Below are 25,278 nucleotides of genomic sequence, written 5' to 3' on the forward strand. Positions count from 1 at the left end.
TGCTAGAAAATGCTAACAACCTTGCCGATCAAATTAATAACTACTTTAATTGTAATGTGGAGCTGTTATTAATAATTAAATCACTTATTGATTTTGATTGCGATATTGAGGGTGTCATTGGCATTGATTCACAACTTGTAGCAGCTCTTAAAAGTGCTCATGTTCAAGATATTGCAAGTTTAAAAAATGCAGATTCTCGCCTTCCTATATTCAAATTAGCGTGCTCACCAACTGACCTAATTCAAGCTATTGCTACTATGAAAACAAATAAGCCAAAAGCAGGGTCGATAGACCACATATTTGCATCTGAGGTTAAATAGAATGTCTATATCGTTGACTAATATTTATAAAAATGAAATAGCTATTTGCGCTTTAGCAGTGTTAGGTACTGAAAAGAAAATCCTACTCGCTCTTTCTCATAGACGAAAAGACAATATCAAACACTTTTGGAAAGACCTCCCTTTTTCAAGACAATTTCGTCGTGGCCAAGGTGGTTGGGTAAAAGATACTGAAGGGCGGCTGATGGCCGACAGAATTTTATTGTTATATAAAAAAATGTATAAAGATACTCAACTCGACAGACCCATAACTGGTGTGCAATTACTTAACATGTACTATGCCTATAATGCATTATACCCAAACTCTAAAATTCACCCTACTCGTATATTTTACTTTTTCCCACTAGTACGTGAACAGCTACTCGGCATTATGCCGTCATGTGCTTGTTGTTCTAAGTCTTATGTAGTTCATTATGATGACAACTCTGATATAAACCTTTGTGCATCGTGCCATATTACTGGTGCAAAAGCTCCAAAGGCTAAACGTGAGAAACATGGGCTATTTGAAGATCAGATAACTGACGTTCCAATGCAAGATAATTTACCTCAGCGACAACAAGTTTAAATTAAATGTAAGAGACGCATTTAAAAAATTTGATTTTTAATATTTGAAAACCAATACTAACAGCAATTTCAACTGCCAAGGTGTTGGTTTTTTATGCGTAAAGCTTTTTTATCATTACTTCTTATTGCCTCACTACCTTTACAGGCTGTCGAATGGCTTGATCCAATGATTCCTAATAAGTCACAAATAAGCATTAATCTTGTTAACTTACTAGGTGATGAACAGGCTTCGCTAATTAATGTAGGGCCAAACAATAATGCTGAACAAAAGCATTATCTCGCGGGTGTGCTAATTCAAAAAGAAAAACCTAAATATTTAGCTTTAATAGTAGCTAACTTAGATAAAAGTTTGTCAGGTTTTGATTTTGATTTCAATCACGTAAATGTAAAGGCTACATGTTCTCGCCTAAAAGGTGTTGTGGCAGATGAACTCTTAAAAACTAAGGCTTATTTATCACAAAGCGTGGAGCTGTACTATAAACAAATGTCATTTTCTTCTCCATGGCATCAATTTAAGCAAGCAAGTAATACTAAGCGTTTTACTCAAAAAATCTCAGATGTCGGTAATGTAAATTCTATTTCATTGTGTGAAATTCCAAGTCAATTTTTATAATTTATAAAAGAGGCTCACTAGCCTCTTTTATATTTCTTCAGTTAACTATCCCCTCCTTTTTTAGACGATTGAATGTTTAGAGGTAGCATATTTGTACTCTCTATTATTTCAAAAGTTCCTATATAAATAAGAAAATGGCTCAATTGAATATTGGGGGTCATTTTGAAAAACACTATATTAGCTACTTTACTGCTTGCAACTTGCTTTAACGCTTCAGCGGCATCATCAACTTCAACAAACTCTCCTTTTTATGGCGATAAGTACAGAGGTTGGTATTGGTTTGAAGATCCACCAGTAGAACCTGAAAAGGAGCCAGAAAAAGAAAAACAGGCAGCACCTGCAGCTGAAACTAAACCAGAAGAAGAGAAAAAAGAAGAAAAAGTGCGCTTAGATGTTGCTTGGCTCAGATCAAAAATACCAGAATATCAAGAAGCTGCAATTAACAACCCAACGAGGGAAAACATTGCACGATACATGTATGTTCAGCGTTACATGCTAGATATGGGCTCAAGATTTGCAACTAAAACAACGGAATTTAATCAGTTCGAATCTGAATTAGATGAATCAAAACGTCGCCCTATGTCCACGTTTTCATTAAACGTATTTAAAGATGACACTAAAAAAGCGATAAGCAATGTTATTAGTGCAATCAATGAAAAGTCTCATTTATGGTTTTTCTTCTCCTCTAATTGCGCCTATTGCAAAAAACAACTTCCGTTATTAAAAGAATTAAAAATACGCTTCGGTATGAATGTACTTGCTATCTCAATGGATGGTTCAGTATTGCCCGGCATGGAAGATATTGAAGTTGTGGTTGATAAAACAAATGTTGCTGAACGCTTTGGCGTTCAGTTCACACCAACCATGTTTATGGCTCTTAATGACGGTAGCGGTTTTACCAAAATAGGTGAAGGCTTAACTACATTACCTCTAATGCAAGACCGTATTCTTTTATCCGCCCGCTTAAAAAATGTAATTACCGATGAACAGTATCAACAAACTCAAAACGTTCGGGAGATAAATGTGTTGACCGATACGGATGGAACTATGTTAGCTGATGCAGAATTAATTGAGAATGATCCTGGTTATTTAGCTGAAATACTAAAAGCGAAATTAGCTGATTCTAAGCCAGTAGGTGCTCAACTGTTTAACTCTCTTTCTGGGGAATAATGATGAAATTAAAAAGAATTGGAATTTTTGTTAGCTTATGCATATTAACAAGCTCTCAAAATGCTAATGCAGGAATGAAAGACTTATTTGATTCGTATCAAAATGATTTAGGTCCATATCAAGTTGACGTTGCTAGTGGCAATAACTGGGGGTTAGGGCAATTTTCTGCTCGTTGGAATCAGCCTACAATTGATGTTGTATCATTAGAAAGCCCATCTATGTCAGTAGGTTGTGGCGGAGTAGATCTATATGGAGGTTCGTTTGGTCTAATATCAGGCGACGAGCTAGTTCAAGTTGGTAGAGCGGTTGCTCAAGGTGCAGCTGCGTACTTTTTTAAACTAGCAATTAATAATATCTGCTCAACATGTGCTGCAGAAATGGAGAACTTACAAAACAAATTACAGCGATTTAATGAACTGGCTCGAAATGCCTGCGCTGAATCTCAAACCTTCTTAGCTAATAACGAATATGTTGGTGAAGATAGGTTGGTAATGCAAGAAAGTCTTATTAGTTCAGATATGGCCTCAAAAGTTGGTTCTGTTACTAGCTGGGCTGGTTCTATTCTTGGCGATAAAAATACAAATGAAAAGAAAGATTTAAATACCAGAAAACTAACTCTTGAAGGTAACTCAGTCTATCAAGCGGTTACCTTATTAAACCCAACTTCAGCAACGCCTTTTTTGGATGCGCTTGAGTTTAAAGGTGATACGCAGAAGAAAAAAATGGCGTCTATGTTAATGACTTTATTGGGTACCAAAGTTATTAAGTTTGAAAATGGTGCGACTGATGTAGATTCAGAACCGGGAGTTGATAACACTGGACCTGCTAATTATTCTGATTTCATTTTTGGGAAAACAGCTGTACCGATAAAAATTAGAAGTTGTGGAAATGAAACTATCCCAACTGGAGGCGATTATCGCTGCTTAAATGTTGAAACAGAAACAGTGAGCTTTACTCCATTAGAAATGGTAGTAAAAGCGAGACTTGTTGGAGAAGCCGGTAGCCCAGGTATTTTTGCTAAATATTTAAGTCAAACACCTCTTAACGCAGAGGAGAAGCGCTTTGCTAAAATATTCACTTTCCCATATGTACGTTGGGCAGTATTTGCTAAAGAGAACCATATAAACATAGACGATATTGCGAATTATGCAGCTACATTGTTGTTGAGACAAATTAACGACGAAGTTTTTAATCAAGTCAGCAAAGTTTATGCAATGACCGCTTCGGCTAAAGAAAATATGTATAACTCAGGCACATCTTTAAAAAAGGAGTATGAAATTGCATACAGAGACTTTAGCAAACAGTATGAGCTTGTAAGCGATAAGATATATGCAAGTAATACAGAGAGCACCCAAGCCCTCCAAACAGTAGTGCAAATCTCTGCTATAACCAAACAGACTAAAGGGTGATATATGGACTTAAATGTTTATTTACAAGGTGATTTAGAGTTTGCGAATGATACTCTTGTTGCTGTAGCTCGTATGTTTAACGCTGGTTCGACTTACGAGCAAATACAAACAGGTGCAGGGATTTTAATATTCCTAACTCTATTTTTATCATACTTTAAGTATATTTTAGATCCAGAGCGCTCACCTTACCCTTTTAAAGAGTTTGTCTTCGGCGTTATGGGCTTTATTATGTTTGTAGGTCCCCTATCCCCACGTTTTACTGTTCATCTACAATCAGTTTCAACTAGTTCGCTTGACGTTAGGACTGTCTCAAATGTACCTTTCTTAGTAGCTGTTCCTTCTTGGGCTGGTACGAATTTAATAGGTGGCTTACGTGATATAGCTGCAAATAACTTCACAACACCTTCAATGGGCAGTAATGCACCCGCAGACCCATTAGGAGCACTTGTAAGACTTCATTCTATTCCTATGTCTCCCGTTATAAACTCCTTAGATCATCCGGGACAATACGATTTTAAAACGTCTATCAAAAATTATATAAATGATTGCTATATACCTGATCAGCTATTAAGTACAGGTAATCCAAATGGGAACATGGGTGGACTAGATGCAGCTCGCTTAGACAAGGTAATTGATAAAATTAAGGTTACATACCCTGACTACTACACGAGAATATTTTTAAATAATAGTCCTGACGGAGAGTATTTATCGTGTGACGTGGCTTATAACAAGATCTACGCACATGTAAATACGGGCAAATTTCCTACTATGGTTTCTAGTTATTATGAAGCACGCGGCGTTGATGGCCCTTCTATAACTGCTGCATATAGCCTTTTGACTGGTGGTGGTATGGTTAGCCCTAATCCATATGAAATAATGGCTGGTCGTTTTCTTGCTTTTCATACTTACGAGGCTCTACAAGGTCAAGATAGCCCGTGGGTTAATAAAATGGTCTTTGAGTCAATGCAAAAGCGTTTGTACGAGCAAGCAGGTGAACGTTCATTGTTCATGAACTACATGATTCCAATGATTTCAGTATTCGAAATGTTTACCTTCTTTATTGGGCCTGTAATGATTCTCTTATCTGTCATGGGCGGCGCAGGTTTCGCTATGATAGGTAAATACATGTACCTCATCTTGTTCGTTAATTTATGGGGTTTCATAAAGGTTTTTGTTGATTTATTTACATATAAAGCAGCAGAAAAAGCATTTTCAGTATCAACTAGTTTCGCACAGATGGACCCATTTTCAATGGGAGCTATGCCCGCTGTAATATCTGAAGTAGAGGGCTTCTTAGGTGTTGCTTCTGCTTTAACTGCTGCAATTCCAATGCTTGCAATGTTTTTACTTTACGGTGGTGTTCACTCACTAATGGGAGTTATGAGTTCTGTTAACCCAACTGGTAAAGGCAGTGTTGATGGTACAAATATGGCCCCAAGATTATCAAGTTCATGGTCTGATGGTGCGCAAAGTATGGGTACGCACAGCAATACATACAACGCTGGCACTGGAGCTATTGAAGCTAACGTGAAATCAAGTGATTCGGGTCGTTTTGCAAACGTAAATATAGATTCTGGTATTAATAATTCATTAGGTAATTCAACATCCATTGCCGAGAAAGATGTTCAATCAAAAACCCAAGCATATGAGCAGACTGCATCTACTGCTATGGCGTCGCTTGAACAAAACGCAGATGTAGTTGCAGGATCAAAAAACAAGACTTGGGGAGATATGAATACGGCCGAAAAAACCGTTGCATTGAAAAGGTCACTTGAAGAAGGGCAAAGTATTTCTTCGGATGCTGCTAGCCAAGCCGCATTTCAAATTATGGGGCAAGCAGGAATTTCAGTAGGTGGCGGCGTTAATACGCCTAAGGGTTTTTCTGCGGTAGGTGGTACTCCTACTCCTGGTAAGCTTGGTTTGAACGCAGGCGTTTCAACAAATTTATCAAATATGGATATGACTAAATTTGGTATTAAGGATAGTTCAGCCCAAAAGCTTCTTGAAGATGTAGCAGAAAGCCACAAGGGGCAAACAACTAATAGTGAGCAAGGTGCTTACAATATTTCCGAATCAAATCAACAAAGCGAAAGTTTTCAAGAAAGTTTAAATAAAGGGCATAAATTACAAGAGCAAATTGCACAATCACGAGAACTTTCAACTAACTTAGGTGCAATGTACAACTCAAGTAATGGTCTTAAATTTAGCCAAGCGCTAAATAATGAAGCTTTAGCACCCCTTGTAGATGGCAAAGCTTTAGATACTTATATTGATGGTCTATCCGACGATCAAGTTAAATCATTAGTGGGTAATGATGCTGGTGGCACAGTTGATAGTAAAAAAGATTACCTCAAAGATAAATATCAAAAAGAAGGCGCTGAGTTAGCAGGTCCAGCGCAAGCAGGTTACGGAGGTATGCTGTCTATACTTGACGACACATTAGCAAAACAACCGCAGTCTATCGATGAAGTTAACAGCCAAGCAGATATGCTTGCTGATTGGAGCCAAGTTGTATCCGACAATGGCCAATCAAATGGCGCAACACCATCTCAGCTTAATGCGCTAAGTATGATGAATGACTCTTACCGTAAACTTGATGAAACTACAGCAGATGGTGGCGTGATAAAAAATGCTTCCCCTGAGTTACTAGGATTAGATACAGATACTTCTAATGCTAAACAGGCCGAAAATGCGATTAAAACGTCGAACTTTGATAAGCCTTTTAAAAATGATATTCCTTCTGAAAGTGACTATTCAAAAGAAAAATACGGGGCAATGACTGAAAAACAAGCTGATGCAATGAAACGCGTTGAAGGTCATACTTTATTAAGTGGTGACCAACAAGATGTAATCGATAGAATTAAAAGCGGAGAGCTAAACGGTGCAATGTGGGCGTTCGGGCAGATTGAAGGAGAAGATAAATTTGCTCGATTTGCTGCTGATAGAGCTGCTGAATTAGGCTATGACGAAAAGAGTGTTTATGAAGGTACTCAAGCATTGAATACAAAATCGCCTTCTGAGATCCAAGATATGTTTGGTCGCGTGAATACAGGCACAGCTTCATTTGATGATATGAAATCAGTAGCACAAATGTCACATGCAGCTGATTATTTGACTAATACACAATCTGGCAACGACTCTTTTATTGTAGGTTTAGGTGCTGGCGAGTTAGATGAATTTAGCGGTTCTACATTAGCATTTAAAGCTGGAGAGCAAGCGTTAAGTAAAACAGCGCTAGGTCGCGATATTAACGATGTAATGGATATGGGTGGTAAAGAAGGGTTTAGTCACGCGTCTGCTATAGATGCAGTGGGCTTGATGGCCGGTAAAGGTGGTACTGTTGGTGGACGATTCGCTTATGAAACATCACAGATAGACTTAGAAAGTAAAAATCAATCATACAAAAATGGTATTGATAGAGCCGACAAAGATAGCTTCTTTGGTTCCGGTATAAATTACGGAAAGGACGGTGATTATAAAGGTTCAGCCTTAAATTCGTTCAAAGATAAAGCTGCCAATATTATCCAATCTAATCCGACAAGTTATGACGCTCATTCTGCTGTAGCTAACTTACCGGCATTGCTTGATAACGAATCACTGGTAGGTGGTAGAAATGGTGAATTTACATCTGACCTAGCGAAAAAAGTAATGCTAAGTGGTGGAGATAATAACTTATTAAGAAGCGTACATGAGAATTCGGATGAATTAAGGGCTTCGGTAAATTCTTTACCTGATAAGGGCAACCTAGTCGAATATAAAAAGAATATGAATGAAATGCTTGACCAAGCTGGCGTTGCTTATAAAGAGCAAGGGCTATCATCCCTTTCACCGTATTCTGACGGGAATGAAATACAAAAAACAAGTAATGTTGATGTACCAATGGAAGTAAGCTCTAGTCAATCTCCTGTAGCAACATTCAAGACTGATAACGGTAGATTTACTTTACAATCACAAAATGAAGATGGTTCATTTGTTTATCAAAATGAAAAGGACAAAGGTTATTCCTATAAGCAAGGTGATGCTTACATGTCACCTATAGAGAGTAAAGAGCCAAATAGTGTAAATTCGATTAGTAAAACTACTGATAAATCGCTTAGAGCACCTGAAGGATCTACAAATACTACTCAGTTTGATAATAGCGAAATACCACTATCTACTGGTGTATCAGCATTCGCAGTTGGTGTTCCTGGTCTATTGAATTATGTAAATTCTCAAACTAACGCTAATCAGTCAAAAGTAAGTGATGAAGCGGCAGAAAAACAGATACAAAGCGTGGATAGTTCTTCTTCTGTCCCAAGAAATACTTCTTCTATTGATGGTTATACTTCACTACCAAAAGCAGACAATACTCAGGCTGACAATGACAACTCATTAAATAGTCATCAAGCTGGTAACGTACAGAACGTGAAACCAACTGACACCAGTACAGGTAATACGCTACTGAATACGGGGGCTGTTACTTCAACTGCTCAAGCTAACGCGACTCAGCAAGTGAATGATGCTACTCAACCAAAAGCAGACAATGATCAGGCTGGTAGAGAAAACTCACTAAATGGTGAACCAGCTGGGAATGATACAACACAACCAAAAGCTGATAATGCTCAAAACGTGAAAGCTACTGATGTTGGTTCAGGTAATACGCCGCTAAATACAGGAGCTGCTGCTTCAACAGCTCAAGCTAACGCGACTCAGCAAGTGAATGATGCTACTCAACCAAAAGCTAACAATGCTCAGGTTGACAGTGAAAACTCACTAAATGGTGTACAAGCTGATAATAGCCAAAACATGAATGCTGCCGAGGTTGGTACAGGCAATGCTCCGCTGAATACGGGTGCTACGGCTTCAACTGCTCAAGCTAACGCGACTCATCGAGTGGATGAGCGTACTCAACCAAAAGCTGACAATGCTCAGGTTGACAGTGAAAACTCACTAAATGGTGAACCAGCTGGGAATGAGCAAAACGTGAAAGCTGCTGATGCTACTACAAGCACTGCACCGCCGAATACGGGTGCTACGGCTTCAATTGCTCAAGCTAACTCGACTCAGCAAGGGAATGATACAACACAACCAAAAGCTGATAACGCTCAGAACGTGGAAGCTACTGATGTTGGTTCAGGTAATACGCCACTGAATACGGGTGTTACGGCTTCAACTTCTCAAGCTATCGCGACTCAGCAAGTGAATGATGCTACTCAACCAAAAGCTAACAATGCTCAGGTTGACAGTGAAAACTCACTAAATGGTGTACAAGCCGATAATGGGCAAAGCATAAAAGCTGATGATGCTGATACAAACAATGCAAAGTTGAATACAGGTGATGATCCTTCATTAGCTCAGAGTAATGCGACCCAACAAGTTAATGATGTACAAAAAAAGGAATTAGAAACTAAAGGTGAAAGAAATGAAGATGTGCAAAGTGGCAATGAAAGTAAGCCACAAGCTGACAGTGCTAATAACGCTAACTTAGACCCAGGTACACAATCTATGCTTAGCGATGTAAAGGAAGAGCCACCAGCGGCAAACAATGATGTTACCGACAATGCAGATCAACAATCTGAAATGTTAGATGAAAGTGACGGTGTTAGCGGTACAGATACACCAAAAGAAACTAGTTTAGATGCACATCCTGCACCACATTCAATGATGAGTGAAAATACAGGAGAGGTAGACACTGGTACTCATAGAGTCGCTGAAAGTAAAAACAATGTACCTATTAGCGAAAAAATAGAAACAACAACTGACGGTGTTGATGCACAAATCTCATCTAAAGCACCAATAACTACTGAGTCAGAAGTAGAGGAACTACCAATAGATGCTATGCAGTTTTTAACTGATAATGAAGTTGGCCCTAAAGAGTTTGAAACAGACTCAGGTGAAAAATATACTCGCGTCGGTTCGTTTGGTTCTGCCGATGATCCAATTGGTAATGTATACGTTAATTCCGATGGTAATGCATTTTTCAATGATGGGTTTAGTTCTAAATTACAGGACTATGGTGATATATCCGGTATTGACTATGTGAAACAGAAATAACAAAAAAAGCCCGAAAGGGCTTTTTTTCTAAACGGTCGCGCGAATAGTCAAAATTGCTATTATGTTACAAATTTTAAAGATAGGCTTTGGTTATGAATAAATATACGTTTGCAGTCGCTCTACTTGGTTTAATTCATTTCAACGCAACAGCAAAGCAAATTGAAGTGAGTGTTTCAACTATCGGCCTTACTGAGCATCAGGTTAGAGAAAAGGTAAAGTTGGAAGCTCGCTGGTATTCGGCTAAAAATTTACCAGTATTAGTTTCCGGCAGTGAAAAAATAAACTCGATCGGTGAATACAGCAGAGAAGTAACCGCTTTATCAGCAGCCGCTTTAAATATTACAGTGTTGAACGAATATTGGGATAACGAGGCTGGGACTTTAACCAGTAAGCTAGAAGTCACTCAAAATACGGATATAAGTGAGCATGTATTCGGTAGCCTTCTGAAGAATGACGCTTTAAAAAAACAGTTACGAAAAGCATATGAAAACTTGGATAAAGTTTTAAAGGTTAACTCAGAATACGATTTTACCGCTGCAAGTAGTGAAATGGGGATGTTGGACACGGTTTATAACGTTTTGTATATGCGAAATAGTTATGAAGATTCAATGCGGGTGAAATCATTATTACAGATTGATTATGAAAGTTATGTTTTAAATAAGTACATCACCCCTTATTTCAATTCATTGGAGCCCATAGCTATTGATGTAGACGATAAAGGGTTGGTTATTAAGTACGGGAGTAAGTTTTATGAAAAGCTCTCAAAGAGCTGTATGTCGCTTGTAAATGCATTTTTCTTTCAAAATACAAGTTCAACTAACAAAATATCCAGCAATACCTGCATAGATGAGCCGATATTTAATCAATTAGATCTTTCATATAAGAAAAAATGGTATGCATATGCTTCGGACTATAAGGATGGTGAAATTGTAATTATATATCCGAAAAAATACTATGGTGCTGAAGAATTAACGAGAATAATGAATGATCCTGTTAACGAGCTAAGAAAAATAGTTGTGATTAGTTACAAGGAAGATAACAAGGTTCGTTGGTAAATTTATGATCTGGTTAGCTTATAAAAATGCCTAGGCGAAGATGTTTAGCCTGTTTAATGTACGTTTAACAGGCTAAATCGGTATGAATTTGAATTCAAATAACATGTTAGTAAAATACTGATCTACACTATTCTTTCGGGATGATGTGAATAAATCTTAACTTTATCTGTCAGGTTTGATTGTTAGGGCTTAATCAAATCTGACAGCCGCATAAGTGCCATAAGCTGACTACGGTACACTACCTCACGCACGGCGCAAGACATGCCCCCCTAGATTTACTTGTAAGTGAGGTTCAATCTCTCAAAACACAGTGACTTGTCATCTTACTTTATCTCAAACCTCGAAAGTGGCAATGGGTTGGTCATTAAATGAACCTCGAACATCACTAAGTGTATAAGATGGAAAATAGTTAAACGTGCCATCTGTTCAGTATAGCCAATTGAATTATATAAAAGCCGAGCATTTGCTCGGCTTCCTTATGTTTTACATGCGGTTATAAATCAAATCCATCATATTAGTTGCGGTATTGCGAACATCTTCAATATTCATATCCATCAACTCGTGCATTGGTGGGTTTAGAGTTGTTCTAAATGAATGAATCTCGTTTGCCACAGCCTCAGTGATAACTCGGTTTTCCTTGAGGGTATCGATACAAACTGAAAAATCAGTTCTCAAAGTAGCTCCGTTAGCTCGGAGTTGGTCTTTGTATCGATGGCGAAGCTCTGTTTCTAAGAATGGCCTAAGTATCAGTATTTTATTGTCTTGGGTTTCATTGTTTATAAATGCCGTGATTTCGTTGTATGCGTCATCGTGCTCCGTCGCCGTCATCTCTGCTTCTGTAGTAGGAGAAAAGTCCGAGCCACTTGCTACTTTTACAATTTTTAGTGCGCTTGTATTGGCGAACTTCTTAATAGCTGTAGCTGCCATTCCACGATAATGGGTTGTTATGAATAACTGTTTTATTGAAGGTGAAATCTCATAGAGTTTATTCAAAATGCTAGAGATTCGCTCATTATCGAAGCTAGTAACAGGGTCGTCCATTACCAAAATAGCTTTTGCTTTATCCTCTTCTGTAAGTTTGTTGATTTTGGCTAGGTAGATGCACAGCGCCAAGGAACGTCTATCGGACTCGCTGAATAAACAATTCATTTTGTTTCTTGGGATTGTTGTACCGTTGAAACTGACCTCTAAGTCATAGACTATCTTCCGTCCACCATTGTTTTGCTTTCGGCTGATATTGAAGTTTCGAGAGCCAAGGCTTTGGAATAGTAGGTTAATCTCGTCAAAGTAGTTATCTAGAAACTCTTCTTGTGATGCTTCTAGCGTTTCTTTGCTATTATTGTATGCTTCTTGGTCTTGTTCCGCTTGAGCACTGTGCTGCCTATAAGTTGCGCATTTTTCTTCTAGCGTATGGCGTAGTTTTTTCTTCTCAAGAGCCTTCTGATTAGTGTTCTCAGTGGCTTTAGTAACAGCTAAGGCTGCTGAATCAAGGCCGTCTTTAAACTCAATAAGTTTTTCATTTATAGCGTCAATTACGACCTTATAAGCATCTTTAGCTTCTTCAAATGAGTCTATCGCCGACTGTAGAGGTGAGAAATCAATTGCATCAACAGGGATGTATGCTGCTTCGATTTTAACATTTAGAAGCTCAAGAACTTGAGGTTTAAGCTCATCGTGTTTTTCGTTTAGTCGTTCAATCGATGTCTTAACTACTTCATACATATCGTCGACAAGAGGAGTTAACTCTGCGATTTTCTCCATTACAGCTTGCTCTGGGTATAGCTCAAGTATTCCTTTGTTATCTTCGTGAACCTGATTGATGGCTTGATCATCAATTGTAATTAATTGCTTGGTCAGTAGTTGTGTAGCACTTGTTTTGGTTTCCTTAATGAAGTTAGAAAATGCCTCATTAAATGCAACTTTGTAGCCTTCGATTAGTTCTAACGCTGCGCCTTGAAGCTCTTGGCCACAAAACGGACAATTTTCATCCAAATGAGTCAGGCCACTGGAAGCCCAACCTTTAAAGCCACTTTGCTCTTTTAGGTGCTCCATGTGTGCTTGTACTAAAGTTTTTGCGTCGGTGTGAGCTTCTTCCATGCTAGTCGCTAAGCACTCATTGATTTCATTGCTTGCCGCTGTGATGTCAAAAGCAGTACAAATCTCTTTTAAGTTCTTGCGTGCTTTTGATTGAGTGACGCTGCCAATCTGTACTGTTAATGATTCTTGCTCAGCGATGGATGTATCAATGGCGGTATTCAGTTCTTCGATAGACTCTGTTGGAAGTTGAGAAGCAACGTATGTCGCTACATCGGTGACATCGCTTGCTTCCAGTTCGGCCTTAGTTGTTCGTAAGCTTGCATTTGCAGTGGCTAAAGCTTCTTTCTCTGCTTTTAGGGCCTCAAAACGCTCCGTATTTTCTTCGCCTATGATAAAGTTTGAAATGTTCTCTGAATTTTCACGGTTATTGACTGTACCACTCATTACATTTCGATGAATGAAGTTGTGGTCGAAGATGTGCAACTGGCAATCAGCGGGTAATCCAGGTTCCCAAGTTTCGTTTGCAAACACAGAGATTGGTGCATTATCGAACTGAAACTCGACTTTCATCGGATTGGCTGCTGTCCCTTGCTTTGGTATTGCTCTGCGGTCTTTGATTAGCTCTGGGTTGTTCGATGCAAGAGAATAGAAAACGTCACACAGCGTACTTTTACCATTTCGGTTTTCACCATAGATTATGTTCACGTCAGAAAATTGCGTGCCGCCCGCTCTTGCGCTGTGATAGCTACCGATGCCTTCAATTTTTCGTATTCTTCTTAGCATTATAAAATCCATTTAATGAGTGGTATTTTATGCTACCATAGAGTTATGCTAAAGAAACTGTTCCTAAATATAATTATCAATTTGAGCTTCTGGCAAAGCCGAAAAAACTCGTCCAGTTGTGTAAGGCGATTCTAATTTGATAGTAACTAGGTGGCTTTTACATTTTACTAAGTGATATTGGCTTACTTACTCTAACCCAATCATATAGATTCTTGGCTGAAACCCTATTTCATTTCTATCCAAAATAGTGCTTAAGCGAACGTCCGCTTTTCGCCGAAGTTCGGCTTAGTGCCATGAGCGGACGTTCGTAACGCCGCCTTAATCTGTGAGTGAACGTGTGCTTGTTTGAGCGGAGAGTTCGGCACGCGTTTGCGAATCAGACTTAAAGGCTTTGTTAACCGTCAAAATCGATGATTATAAGAACACTCTTTGCTGTGTCGTAAAGAACCATAAGTGAATATACAAAAACACCAATAATGGCAACATTTAGAAGTAGTTCAGCATTTTCCATAGCAATAATATGTTCTGAACCTTTAATACTAAGTATGCTGATCGATATGACGACCAGTGCTATTTGTTCTTTTATTGATAGTAACATTTGGTCACGAGTACGTTTGAAACAACCAGCACTACCTTTAGAATCAACCATTTCACGAACTTTAGTCAAAACAATACCCATCGTAGTAGCGTTAATAGCTAGCAAAGCAATGAGTATCGTAACTAGGTTTTGTGCTAAAAACGTATGTAAAAACTCAGACCCAAGCCATGAGTTTGTCAGCTCAGCAATGAAGCCAACCCCTAAGGCAATGAATGTGGTTTTTACAACGTGTCCTATCATTTGAGCAACTCTTTTAATACTTGGGCAATTTGTTCCGCATTACCCGTTAATTCCATTTCACCCAACGATATTTCTTTGACTGTGCGGGAAGTCTGATGATGTTTCTTAATGCCATCAATCTTAAGTGAAATATTACCTCCCCCCTCACTACTATAGTCAACCAAACCTTTCAACGCAGAGTTATCCTCTTCAAGATGCAGTGCTGAATCAGGCTCAGATTCAATTTTCAAATTGTTTCTTGTCGAGTTTGTACACTTTGCAAACAACTTAAGATCATCAGGTAATGTCCCTGAGATATTTGCCATATTTGGAGTTATTATTTCAAAATCAACTGATTTTACTTTGCCACGATATTTTCGTAATAAAGTCCAAAATTGTTTTTTTTCAAATAATGGTTCGTATATAGCTCGAAGTTGAAAATGAGTTAACTGCGGCTTTATTTTTTCTAGTATGAGTTTTGCTACGGTTTCACACTTTGCAAATGCAGTTGTTCTTTTTTGAACAGCTATGTACTGCTTATCGGGATGGTTCCAGATCGCAACGAGAATGGACGGCCAACTATCGATTGTTTCATCTTTGAAGTCACGCGTTTCTCTATGAAGAGTCTTATTGTGGGCAATTCGATACAAGTAAAAATCACCGTGATGAAGTAATTGCTTGACCACAGTCTTATGCCGTTTATTTGAAAAGTCTGATTGACCCAGCAAAGCTTGAGCAAAAAACTTGTTTTTATGCTTGATCAATTCTTCAACATTATGAACTCCGTTAAAGAAGTCACCTTGAAAGTATCGGTCTACAGGAAGAATCTGATACCTAAACAACTCAAATGTGTTCGTTTTACTACTCATAATACTCCGAGATTGTCCCTTGACGGTTAACAGCTTTATCAGAGGACACTTTCCCTATTTTAGCGTGAAAACATCCTTATTTTATTAGCTCCTATTAATAACAAAAAGCATAAGTTATTGCTAGCTATATATATTATGCTTAGGATGGGTTATTTCATCATGTAGAAGGGGGAAAGTATCCTTTAGCCTTACTTAGCGGGCGGCAAATTTCCAGAATGACAGCTGATCGCTCCAAGCCGAACTTCGGCAAAGTGCCATGAGCCGACTATCAGCCGTAACTCGTTTCTGCCCCAAAGTGAGTTATAAATTGAAAAGTTGAAGGGCTGTTATGAGCGATCAACGGAAGTTGAAAGGTTAGTAAGTTATTTGTTATCCATGCATACTTAACCAGTTGATAAGCATAATGTCTGAAACTCGAACAGTTCCTCCTCGAATTGATCTTTGCTTACCTTCCCTTTTTCTTTCAGGCTCTTTTAAAGATGGATCCATTTCTTCAAATATCTTATTTGCTTCATATTGATAGCGTATAAAAGCCTCTTCTGAAGAAGTTATGCTACTTGATTTCTCAACAGTATAAAAAAGTGCGTTTAACGTACTTCTTAAATAATGTTCAAGATTTACAACCAATAGTTCGAGTCGTTCATGTGAAGTGGCATTATGAACAATTGCATTTCTAATTCGATAAAGTCGATTAATGTGCAATTCAACTTTACGTTGATGGGCCTCAATTTTTTGAGCCAATTCAAAAGGGGATGAACAAAGACCTATAAATTTACTGAACCTAAACTGCGCATATGGATAAGTTTCTAGGCGTCTATTAACTTCCTCAACAAAGTCTGCATTTTTTAGCGCTGTATAAATTTCACCAAGATTAGAAGATTGAATAGTAAAAGGAGAACCATTCAGGTTGATTGGCTCCCATTCAAGTGCTTTTGCACAGCCTCTGAACGCAAACAATTGCTTTAATGGGTAATCCATGGCTATACATGGGAGAACAGCATTTATTACATGTTCATCGTGATTTAAGTTACTGTTTTCTTCAATTAACGTTAAAGATTCTAATGCAGACCAGAATGCAGTGAAGCGACTTTCTAATCCTTTTTCATTCACTCCGTTTTGAAAGAACCTAAAAGCTGCACTTATTTTATTGCTGGTTTTTTGAGAACCTTTTTTTCTTAAATGAGTAACCGCATTCATGTAAACTGAGAGATCATCATCAATCCATCTATCTAATGAATTTTCGAGATCTTTATCAAATCTAGGAAGGTTTTTGGTTTGACCATTCTCGTCTGTTATATCAGCCTTAACAAGTATACTAATTTGATTTTTACCAAGAAAATAAGAAAAAAGATCGATAGCTTGCATTAATTTCTTTTCTGCTATATCTCTTGCAGCGCTAAATGAAATTGAATGAACATGAATAGTAGAGTTTATTATATAACTCCTGTCATTTTCTTCTCTTTCCTGAACAGTAAATTGACATTCTCCGAGTGTTACTACTGATGTTTGCGTAAGTAATTCATATAGTGCTTTGTTATCTAGTGATAACTTTACGCTGTATTTTTGAGCTGTAATTGTTACGTTATTTGCTAGACTATTAAATGCATCTAAAAATGCTATGTGAGGCCTTCTTTTGATCAGAAAGTTTCTGCAAAGTAAATAGCATTCTGAAGTTGGCATACCTAATGTAATAAGGTGACTAATCAATGCGTTTGTTTGGTTATAAATTTTGACTAATGAGCTTTCAGAGTGATCAGCTCCATCTTGTAAAAGGCAGGTTAACTCTTCTATTGAAACACGTCGGTAATGTTCTTCTAGCAGCTCTTTTAACTCTTCTAAAAAGCTAATAATAAGCTCTTTTTGTTCTTCTAAAGGCTTACCGTGTTCCTTAAAAATACTTTTTAACTGTTGAGGTATTCCTTTAAATTCAGGCCTAAGAAGCAACTCATTCGTATCCATTAATTGATTAAGTTCTTCAACTACATGCAATCTTTTTTCTGCGGCTCTATGCTTTGTACCCAACGAATAGAGATCTAGAAGCTCTAGAACGGAATTTAAAATGTTGTTATATGAAACCCGGTCGCTATCTAGGCTTCGTACATTACTCATACTTGCCCAGCACTCTAAAAAAAACAGTTGTTGTTTTTCTAGATCTCGGCTAATGTTGTTTTGTATTCTCAATTATTGCGCAGCCATTTAAAGTTGGTTATAATCAGTTTATCGAATTAACATCAATAGTTCATTAGTAACTGTTGATTCAGAAAAAAACGGTCTCCACTTTTGACTGTGGGTAATTCCCGGAGAGTCTGAGACCAATCCTTTTTAAAAGGCGCTTTTAGCGCCTTTTTTTTCATCCTCACTAAAGTTATTCTAAGCTGATGTAAGTTGAAGATTCAAGTTTCTCTATCCCAAAAGTAAAAAACAATGGGGTCAGTGATGTTGATTCGTGTTTTTTAAATTTCAGCTTATCACCATTTGGATATAACACCCTAGCTCATATTTGTCCAAAAACGAGTATACTCGACCGTCTGCTTCTCGCTCAAAGCCGCCTGTCAGGCGAAGTCTAAACCCGTTCTTTTAAATTGTAAGATCGGATATGAGCTACTACAGATGATGATACAAGTAACCTTGGGCAAGTTCAGCTCTAGTTTTCTTTGCAATCAATAATTGCTCCTTTGTTTCAATCCCTTCAATAACTACTTTATGCCCTCTGTTTCTAATTAAATCGACTAAGCGATAGAATTTAATAGCGTTAGCTTTTGATGTTGTCGCTTTTTGTATTAACGATATATCCAATTTTACAAAATCTGGGTTTATAGAATTTAACGACTCAATATTAGATAACCCTACCCCGTAATCATCAATAGCAATTTGAAATCCATGCTTTTTCAAATTAGCTAAATTCTTTTCAAATATAACTTCATTGTGTTTGGCTTCACACTCAGTCACTTCTATTACTATTTGTGTGTGAGCTAATAACTTTGATAGCCGGTTACTGCAAAGATTAAAAGAAATGTTAGCAATCTCACGACGGGAAAAATTCATGAAAACCCATACATTACGCTGTTCAGCTATTTTTTTTACGGCAGTTATTTTCAGATTTGTTAATTCGACCAAGTTATCAATAAAAAAATTCGCTGAAAATGGTTTGCTATTCTGAACGACAGTCAATTGACGACGTATTAATAATTCACATGCAAGCACTTTACCTGATTGTAAGCCCACGATTGACTGAGAATAGTAGCTGACATTATTCATTGATGTATTCCACCAGCTCCACAGGAATATGATTAAGTAAAAAAAATGTAGATTTTAGTGTTTCATTCTTTTTGTCCTTTATAAAGATACGATGCAGCTTACCCTCTTGCCTGGTTGTCACAATAAACGCGTCAATATGATGGAACGTTAAACCGAAAATAGTCAGTGATAATGACGTATTAGATAACTTGATTCGCACTAATAGCACAATCAATGAAAGAAAAGTTGGTATAGCAAGGTCATTAGGTGGCGTACTTTGATAGCCTGTAAAGTAGTGGATCATCATTAATGGCCAAAATACGCCTATACTCATTAAAATGATAAGCAAAGCTCGCACAGGCGGTGATATTGAAAATAAATAATAAGTTCTATTCATAATTACTCCAAAAATTTTCAGTATTATAAAACAGGGTATTTGAGTCATGAAATTTTACACAGGGGTAAAATAGGCTCTGTAAGTTTCGGCTAAAAGTTATTTTTTCTTTAAGATAGCTTTGGTTGATATAAGAGAGAAGTTTCTATAAGTCGAATACTAAACTTAATCTTAAATTTATGAATTTAAAAAATTTAAGATTTCATAGTTCAAAGTAATGAGAACTATTATTATTTTCCAGTAAGTTATTTTGGTTACATGAAAAAACATTACAGTGCTTGTTAGATTTTATTCGTTAAATCGCTTATTATTAAGTTTAAGTGCATTAAAAATTGCGAAAATGCATGACTAGACGTAAGTTAATATAATTTAAGGTATACAAATGATGCCATCGACAAACTCAATATCTAAACTAGGGTTAGAGGAAGCTGCAGTAAAGCTTTTTCAGATGGGTATTCGTTCTGCAACAGATTTCCAAAAGTTGTGTAACGGGCAGTTTAATGGATTACAAGGTCGCCCAGCAGATATTCCCTCTAATCCAATGATGTATTTTAAAGAAATCAGCAACTTTAAAGAGCTTCTTAAACTTGGACAAAAACTAAGTGAAGAAATACAGGTTGAAGAACAGCCCGAAGAAATAAACACAGATGAACGTGATGTAATGTCCTATGAAGATCTAAAGCAATTGGTGCGAAAATACAACGTAACCTCGATACGCCAATGGAAAAAGATTGTGAAGGAAGATAAGTTACCGGGTTCGTTCCCTAGCTCTCCACAGGCTTACTACAAGGATTTTGAAGGGTGGGATCTATTTCTTGCGCCTAAAGCGTCTCGTTTTTTAGAGTGGGATGAAGCAAAAGCCTTGGCAAAAAGCGTCCGTATAGAACATGGTTTGAAAAACGCTTATGATTGGCGCTGGCTTTCAAGGCAAGGTCATAGACCCGCAGAGTTACCGAGTGCGCCTGATTATTATTATACTCAGTTCACAACATGGAAAAATTTTTATGGACTGGAGTAAACATATTTGTAAAAGCAGTAAAGCTCTATTGCTTTACTGCTTATTTTGATCTTTCAAGTAAATATGTAGACGCGGTATTAATGGCTCTACTTTGCTAACCACCTCTTTTCTACCAGCATAATCTCCCAACGGTTTAAACTTAAACGTATCAACACAGTTAATTAAGAAAACAGGCGAATGCGCGTGTAAATCTTTTCTGAGGGTCATTTCCGTACCGCTATTATTCGGGTTTTTAGGCTCGTTGAAGCGCAATTTTAAAATCGGTGTCGCAGGTGCTTTTCTAATTATGTTAAATAGCGTGTCACTTGAATAATGACAGATAAGCTTACGCTCTTCTTGAATATGAAGCGCAAAGCCTGCATGCGAATCCGTATTATTGCAATGGTTAGGTGCATACGCCAAAGAGCGGTCTATTTTCTCAATGACCTGCTGCTTAGTCAGTGTTTTAATTTGTGACTTATGTTCCCATGAAAAGCGAGCACTCAAAATATCCTTTTGAATAAAGACAGGGTGTGTTCGTGTTGCCATTGGAAATATGAGCCCTGGTTCAGTGTCGTGCACGATCTCAAATCGTTGATCAACTGATTTAGCCAAGCGGTGAATAACATCTTTAAGCTTTACCTTCTCTGCATTAAGGTTATCAAATAAAGTGGCCAACCTTTGCATATACGCAAAGTCGCATTGGACATTGATGAGGCCCGGTAATTTGATTGAATAGCGGGTTGATTCATTGTGTTGTGCGCGAAATTTACCGATATGCGTAATCGTCTTACGAATAGCCTCATTGCCGGTTTGGTGAATCACATCATACGGCGCATCTAAAAGAGCTTGTTGATGTTCATCATTAAATTTCAAACGAATGCGAGACTGTACCAAGCTTCGAGTTTTGGCTATGTCTTCAGTGATGGTAGGCAGGACGAATATATCAGCACCAATAGAGTCGGTATTTTCTTTAAGTGCGAAGGTTAGAGCATCGACAGCATTAAGCACTTCATTGTATTGAAACTTAAAATCGCCCCGCGTTGTTTTGATTAGTTGCTCCATAATGCCTCTTATTGCCCAATAATGACTACAACATGCATATATTATATACCATCTAATACACGCTCTGACACATTTTTGTATAATATTTAGCTTGGTTTACCCTGATAGCGTGTTTTATTTTCTTTCTATTTATTATTATTTTTTTATTTTTCTTAGGAGTACGACACAAGCGGCGTAGCAAAAAGGGTAAAGATATATCAAAAAAACAGCTACCCGAAGGGTTATGCTGTTTAACCCTGTCTTTCATGGTTATGTATGTTGTAGTCATATAGATAGAACCATTCAATTTCATTCCCTTAAGTTGTAACACTAGTTTACTCCTCCTACTTCACTACTTTAAACTTTACAGCACCCCTTTTTGGTATCTCTAATTTTTTAGCTTCTGTGTTAATCCCTTTACTATTCACCTATACACTAATTAAATGCTCATTGGAGTTTACATGCTTACCTCTATTCTCTCCGCATCGCTTATTATGGTGGCCACCAGCGTCAATCTTAATATTGATTCGGCTTTACCCACTGACAAACCAACTTTCCTGCATCACGAACAAGCGTTCATACTCTCATATGAACTTACCGATACGGATGTAGAGCTGACGTGGGATGTTGCTCCTGGTTATTATCTTTACCAAAACACCATGAAAGTAAATGAAATCACTAAAGACGCACTTCAATTTACCAGTACGCCCGTTTCAGCCCATGATGAGTATTTCGGTACCACTATGATTGTTAAAACACATGCTGCTGCCCACTTTGCAAAATCAGCCCTTAACCAATCTACGTTTACTGTTTCTTATCGCGGCTGTGCTGAAGCGGGTCTGTGTTACCCACCCGTTACTGTTGAAATTAACTTATAGGACACCCGAACATGTTTAAATCCCTCTCTATTATATCTTTAGCCCTATTAGCCTCTGCGTGTTCAAATACTATTGTCGTAGAAGAGCAAAAAAGTGTTGTTAAAGTGGCGACCAAACCTTACACACCCACTTATCATTTTGTCGAATTTGAGTTTGATTTAGCTGAACCACTCAATTTAGAACGTATGGCCAAGCAGCTTGCGCCACACATTGAGCACTTAACCGCTAACCCAAGCCATTTCGTTTTACTGCAAGGAGCTGGTGACGATACAGGCTCGTTTAATTATAATTTTAAGCTTGGAATGTCACGCGCTACATTTGTAGAAACATATTTACTCGAGCGCGGCGTTTTACAGTCTCAAATTAAAGTGAGCTCTGTGTCTAAAGCGAATAGCCACTTAAAACCTTACGCGCGCACCGTTCATTTAAGCTACTAATGGCACTCAGCCCTTTGAACCCCAACTGTGAGGGATCATTTACTGGTAAAATGTCATGATTAAGTGTCATAAGTTGGTACTTAATCATGGACAATCTTTTTTCTTATACCACTTATGGAGTGATTTAGCTGGGTTGTGTTATATTCCGCACGAATTTGAATCATTACTATTTATTTTTAGCGCCTTTTAAGTCTGTATTACCACTGTATTTAAAGTTCTTGAGGAGCCATAGTGACAATAATTAAACGCTTACCCATCGGGTTCTTATTTATATTCGGGGCGACTTCTCTCATTTTTTCTGCTGCTATTTGGTGTCAGTGGGATAATTTAAAAAAAATTCATGCTGAACGGCAATTATCCACTGTTACTAGGTTTGCAAGTAGTGTGGACTCGTTACTTAGTTCGCAAGAAATAATGATGTTGTTACTTGAACAGTCTATTGTTAGTGGCCAGAATCTAATTGATAGCGAAAAAATTGGAGGGAAATTTGAGGACCTTCTTAACGCTAACCCTGATATAGCTATGGTGGGAATTTCAAATCTGAAAGGTGAACCTCAATTAGTGAGGCCGTACATGGAGATAGACCCTCGCTTTAATTTATTGGATTATGACGAAACACGCGATAGCTTTTTAAACGCTTTAACTAGTGACCATATGGTGCTTGGCCGCACGTATCGTGTAGATGGGCAGCTTATTATCCCCTTACGTAAAACATTACGCTCAGAGTCCGGTGAGCCAGTGGCTATGATTGCAGTCGGGCTTAGAGTTAATGATGCAAGGCTGTTTAACAACCATCAGCATTATGCTGCCTACAACACGCTGACTATGTTACGCGATGATGGTTATCGCCAATTCATTTCCTCTTACTTTGATTTCCCCATTGCTTACACAAATAAGCCATTCGTTTTTTCTGAGAAAATAGGAAAATCTGTTCCGCTAGTTGATGCTATTGTTAACCAATACCCTTACAACAAAGAATCCTTTGAACCGTACCTTTATTACAACGAGCGCGCTCAAGTTGTTATAGCTCGACTTGATAGTTACGGTTTATGGTTCAAGTCCAGAATATTAGAAAGTGACATTATAACCCTCTTAATTGCACCTTTTTTGGTTCAGTTTTCACTTTTCATGGCCATAAATTTAGTTGCACTATACATTATTCGTTTATTGGCAGCTAAACAGCGACAAAGAGATGATGATTTATTATATCAAGCTCATCACGACGAGTAAACCACGCTACCTAACAGACAATACTTAAAGAAACACATACATAGATGGTTTAAATCTAACCAAAAAACATTTTCTATGATTTTAATTAATGTAGATCACTTTAAACTAATCAATGATAGATACGGGCATTTGTCTGGAGATAAGGTTTTACAAGAAGTGACTTCTCGACTCAAAAAATTGGAGCATAGTAATGAATTGCTTATTCGTTATGCCGGTGATGAATTTATTCTTTTAACAACTGACACTCATACATCAGAGCTTCGCCGTAAAGCTTCCATCTTCATTCAAGCAATAGGGTTACCCTATCAGATTGGTGAAAGTGAGATACGTCTAGGCTGTAGTATTGGCATTGCTAAAGCACCGGAACACGGGAAAACACTAACGTCACTTTTACGTTCTGCAAATATTGCTATGTATAAGTCCAAAAAAGAAGGCAATACTTTAAGTATCTTTTCCTTCAGCATGGCTCAAAGTTACATGAGTCGTCTTGAAATTGAAGAACGATTACGTAGAGCCGCAGAGCTTGAAAATTTTTACATAGTCTACCAACCTCAAGTAGACGAACAAAACAACCTATATGGTGTTGAAGCGCTTGTAAGGTGGGAAGATGAAAAACTGGGTTTCATACCCCCTGATAAATTTATTTCTATTGCTGAATATTGTGGCCTAATGCCAAAAATTGGTAACTATATTATTGATACGACATTAAAAGAGATGAGTGCATTGCAAAAAAGCTTAAATTTAAGCTTTCAAATAGCAATCAATGTTTCGGCTCAACAATTTACCCACATTGATTTTATTGCGAGGCTTAAACAGTCTATTAACCGCCACAATATTGACCCAAATCGAATTACAATTGAGATCACCGAAAGTCTTTTTATCGATGATATTGATAAAGTGCTCCCGATACTTAACGAGCTTCGCGGTGAAGGGATTTGTATTTCACTAGATGATTTTGGTACCGGTTATTCGTCTTTAAACTTGCTTCGTACGTTACCTATCGACGAGTTGAAAATAGATAAGAGCTTTGTAGATGATATTATGAATGATGTTCAATCGTTGAAAATGGTTCAAAACATTATTTCTATTGGTAAAAATTTAAACTTAACGCTGCTTGCTGAGGGCATTGAAACACTGGAACAGAAACAGAGCCTTATCGAGTGTGGTTGCGATTTGTTTCAAGGTTATTACTATTCAAAACCCTTAATCCTACATGATTTACAAAAGTACATTTCTGACATATCCAGAGAAATACCTTAACTCAGCTTACTTTAATAATTTGAGCTAATTCATCTTTTTTTGTTGAAGCTCAAATTATTAAAAGTATACACATTAGATAAATAAAATATAATTACTTGAGTGGCACTTGCATC

Annotated in this window: 19 protein-coding genes and 1 pseudogene; 13 read left to right on the forward strand and 7 right to left on the reverse strand. The window is 37.7% G+C overall.

From position 1 onward, the window contains the following. From CXF89_RS21205 to CXF89_RS13620, 7 genes are all read left to right on the forward strand, one after another. On the forward strand, positions 1-320 hold a 320-nt coding region (locus CXF89_RS21205; protein ID WP_180961409.1), incomplete at its 5' end, for a hypothetical protein. A gap of 1 nt (position 321) precedes the next feature. After that, positions 322-903 carry a FlhC family transcriptional regulator gene (locus tag CXF89_RS13595; RefSeq protein WP_121954900.1) on the forward strand — a complete coding sequence of 194 codons (582 nt, stop codon included), beginning with the start codon at positions 322-324 and terminating at the stop codon, positions 901-903. A 93-nt stretch (positions 904-996) separates the two neighbouring features. Beyond that, complete coding sequence (locus tag CXF89_RS13600) at positions 997-1,515, forward strand: hypothetical protein (protein ID WP_121954901.1); 519 nt, start codon at positions 997-999, stop codon at positions 1,513-1,515. A 162-nt stretch (positions 1,516-1,677) separates the two neighbouring features. Then, a complete protein-coding gene (traF, locus tag CXF89_RS13605) occupies positions 1,678-2,685 on the forward strand; it encodes a conjugal transfer protein TraF (protein ID WP_180961410.1) in 1,008 nt (335 codons plus the stop codon). A 2-nt stretch (positions 2,686-2,687) separates the two neighbouring features. Continuing rightward, positions 2,688-4,094: a conjugal transfer protein TraH gene (locus CXF89_RS13610; protein WP_032827111.1), complete on the forward strand. Its 1,407-nt coding sequence runs from the start codon at positions 2,688-2,690 to the stop codon at positions 4,092-4,094. A gap of 3 nt (positions 4,095-4,097) precedes the next feature. Beyond that, positions 4,098-10,127: a conjugal transfer protein TraG N-terminal domain-containing protein gene (locus CXF89_RS13615; protein WP_121954903.1), complete on the forward strand. Its 6,030-nt coding sequence runs from the start codon at positions 4,098-4,100 to the stop codon at positions 10,125-10,127. A 92-nt stretch (positions 10,128-10,219) separates the two neighbouring features. Continuing rightward, positions 10,220-11,182 (forward strand): hypothetical protein, encoded by a 963-nt coding sequence (locus CXF89_RS13620; RefSeq protein WP_121954904.1) that lies wholly within the window; start codon positions 10,220-10,222, stop codon positions 11,180-11,182. A gap of 483 nt (positions 11,183-11,665) precedes the next feature. On the opposite strand, the gene CXF89_RS13625 is transcribed toward CXF89_RS13620, so the two are convergent. From CXF89_RS13625 to CXF89_RS13650, 6 genes are all read right to left on the reverse strand, one after another. After that, the gene (locus CXF89_RS13625; protein WP_180961411.1) at positions 11,666-14,002 is read right to left on the reverse strand and encodes an AAA family ATPase; all 2,337 of its coding nucleotides are present in this window, start codon (positions 14,000-14,002) and stop codon (positions 11,666-11,668) included. A gap of 394 nt (positions 14,003-14,396) precedes the next feature. Next, positions 14,397-14,840 carry a hypothetical protein gene (locus CXF89_RS13630; protein ID WP_121954906.1) on the reverse strand — a complete coding sequence of 148 codons (444 nt, stop codon included), beginning with the start codon at positions 14,838-14,840 and terminating at the stop codon, positions 14,397-14,399. Further along, complete coding sequence (locus CXF89_RS13635) at positions 14,837-15,688, reverse strand: hypothetical protein (protein ID WP_007581842.1); 852 nt, start codon at positions 15,686-15,688, stop codon at positions 14,837-14,839. The genes CXF89_RS13630 and CXF89_RS13635 overlap by 4 nt, the downstream gene beginning before the upstream one ends. Before the next feature lie 369 nt (positions 15,689-16,057). After that, positions 16,058-17,797 (reverse strand): hypothetical protein, encoded by a 1,740-nt coding sequence (locus CXF89_RS13640; RefSeq protein WP_121954907.1) that lies wholly within the window; start codon positions 17,795-17,797, stop codon positions 16,058-16,060. A 495-nt stretch (positions 17,798-18,292) separates the two neighbouring features. Continuing rightward, positions 18,293-18,946: an EAL domain-containing protein gene (locus tag CXF89_RS13645; protein ID WP_121954908.1), complete on the reverse strand. Its 654-nt coding sequence runs from the start codon at positions 18,944-18,946 to the stop codon at positions 18,293-18,295. Next, positions 18,939-19,322 (reverse strand): hypothetical protein, encoded by a 384-nt coding sequence (locus CXF89_RS13650; RefSeq protein WP_121954909.1) that lies wholly within the window; start codon positions 19,320-19,322, stop codon positions 18,939-18,941. Before CXF89_RS13650 ends, CXF89_RS13645 begins: the two co-directional genes overlap by 8 nt. Positions 19,323-19,701: 379 nt before the next feature. Here CXF89_RS13650 and CXF89_RS13655 point away from each other — a divergent pair, with 379 nt between their 5' ends. Beyond that, complete coding sequence (locus CXF89_RS13655) at positions 19,702-20,337, forward strand: hypothetical protein (protein ID WP_121954910.1); 636 nt, start codon at positions 19,702-19,704, stop codon at positions 20,335-20,337. Positions 20,338-20,370: 33 nt separating this feature from the next. On the opposite strand, the gene CXF89_RS13660 is transcribed toward CXF89_RS13655, so the two are convergent. Then, positions 20,371-21,381 (reverse strand): DNA replication terminus site-binding protein, encoded by a 1,011-nt coding sequence (locus tag CXF89_RS13660; protein WP_121954911.1) that lies wholly within the window; start codon positions 21,379-21,381, stop codon positions 20,371-20,373. A gap of 440 nt (positions 21,382-21,821) precedes the next feature. On the opposite strand from CXF89_RS13660, the gene CXF89_RS13670 reads away from it, so the two are divergent. From CXF89_RS13670 to CXF89_RS13685, 5 genes and pseudogenes are all read left to right on the forward strand, one after another. After that, on the forward strand, positions 21,822-22,238 hold the full coding sequence (locus CXF89_RS13670) for a protein-disulfide reductase DsbD domain-containing protein (RefSeq protein WP_180961412.1): 417 nt from the start codon (positions 21,822-21,824) through the stop codon (positions 22,236-22,238). 11 nt (positions 22,239-22,249) lie between these two features. Then, positions 22,250-22,675 carry an OmpA family protein gene (locus tag CXF89_RS13675; protein ID WP_121954914.1) on the forward strand — a complete coding sequence of 142 codons (426 nt, stop codon included), beginning with the start codon at positions 22,250-22,252 and terminating at the stop codon, positions 22,673-22,675. Between the two features lie 231 nt (positions 22,676-22,906). Then, positions 22,907-23,905 (forward strand): PDC sensor domain-containing protein, encoded by a 999-nt coding sequence (locus CXF89_RS13680; protein WP_145990822.1) that lies wholly within the window; start codon positions 22,907-22,909, stop codon positions 23,903-23,905. A 12-nt stretch (positions 23,906-23,917) separates the two neighbouring features. After that, positions 23,918-24,334: pseudogene (locus tag CXF89_RS21450) on the forward strand (GGDEF domain-containing protein); the annotation flags it as partial. Further along, a complete protein-coding gene (locus CXF89_RS13685; protein WP_374703126.1) occupies positions 24,311-25,165 on the forward strand; it encodes a putative bifunctional diguanylate cyclase/phosphodiesterase in 855 nt (284 codons plus the stop codon). The pseudogene CXF89_RS21450 and the gene CXF89_RS13685, both read left to right, overlap by 24 nt. Positions 25,166-25,278 lie beyond the last annotated feature (113 nt).

Origin of the sequence: Pseudoalteromonas sp. MelDa3 (assembly GCF_002863625.1) — a bacterium.
GTDB classification, from domain to species: domain Bacteria; phylum Pseudomonadota; class Gammaproteobacteria; order Enterobacterales; family Alteromonadaceae; genus Pseudoalteromonas; species Pseudoalteromonas arctica.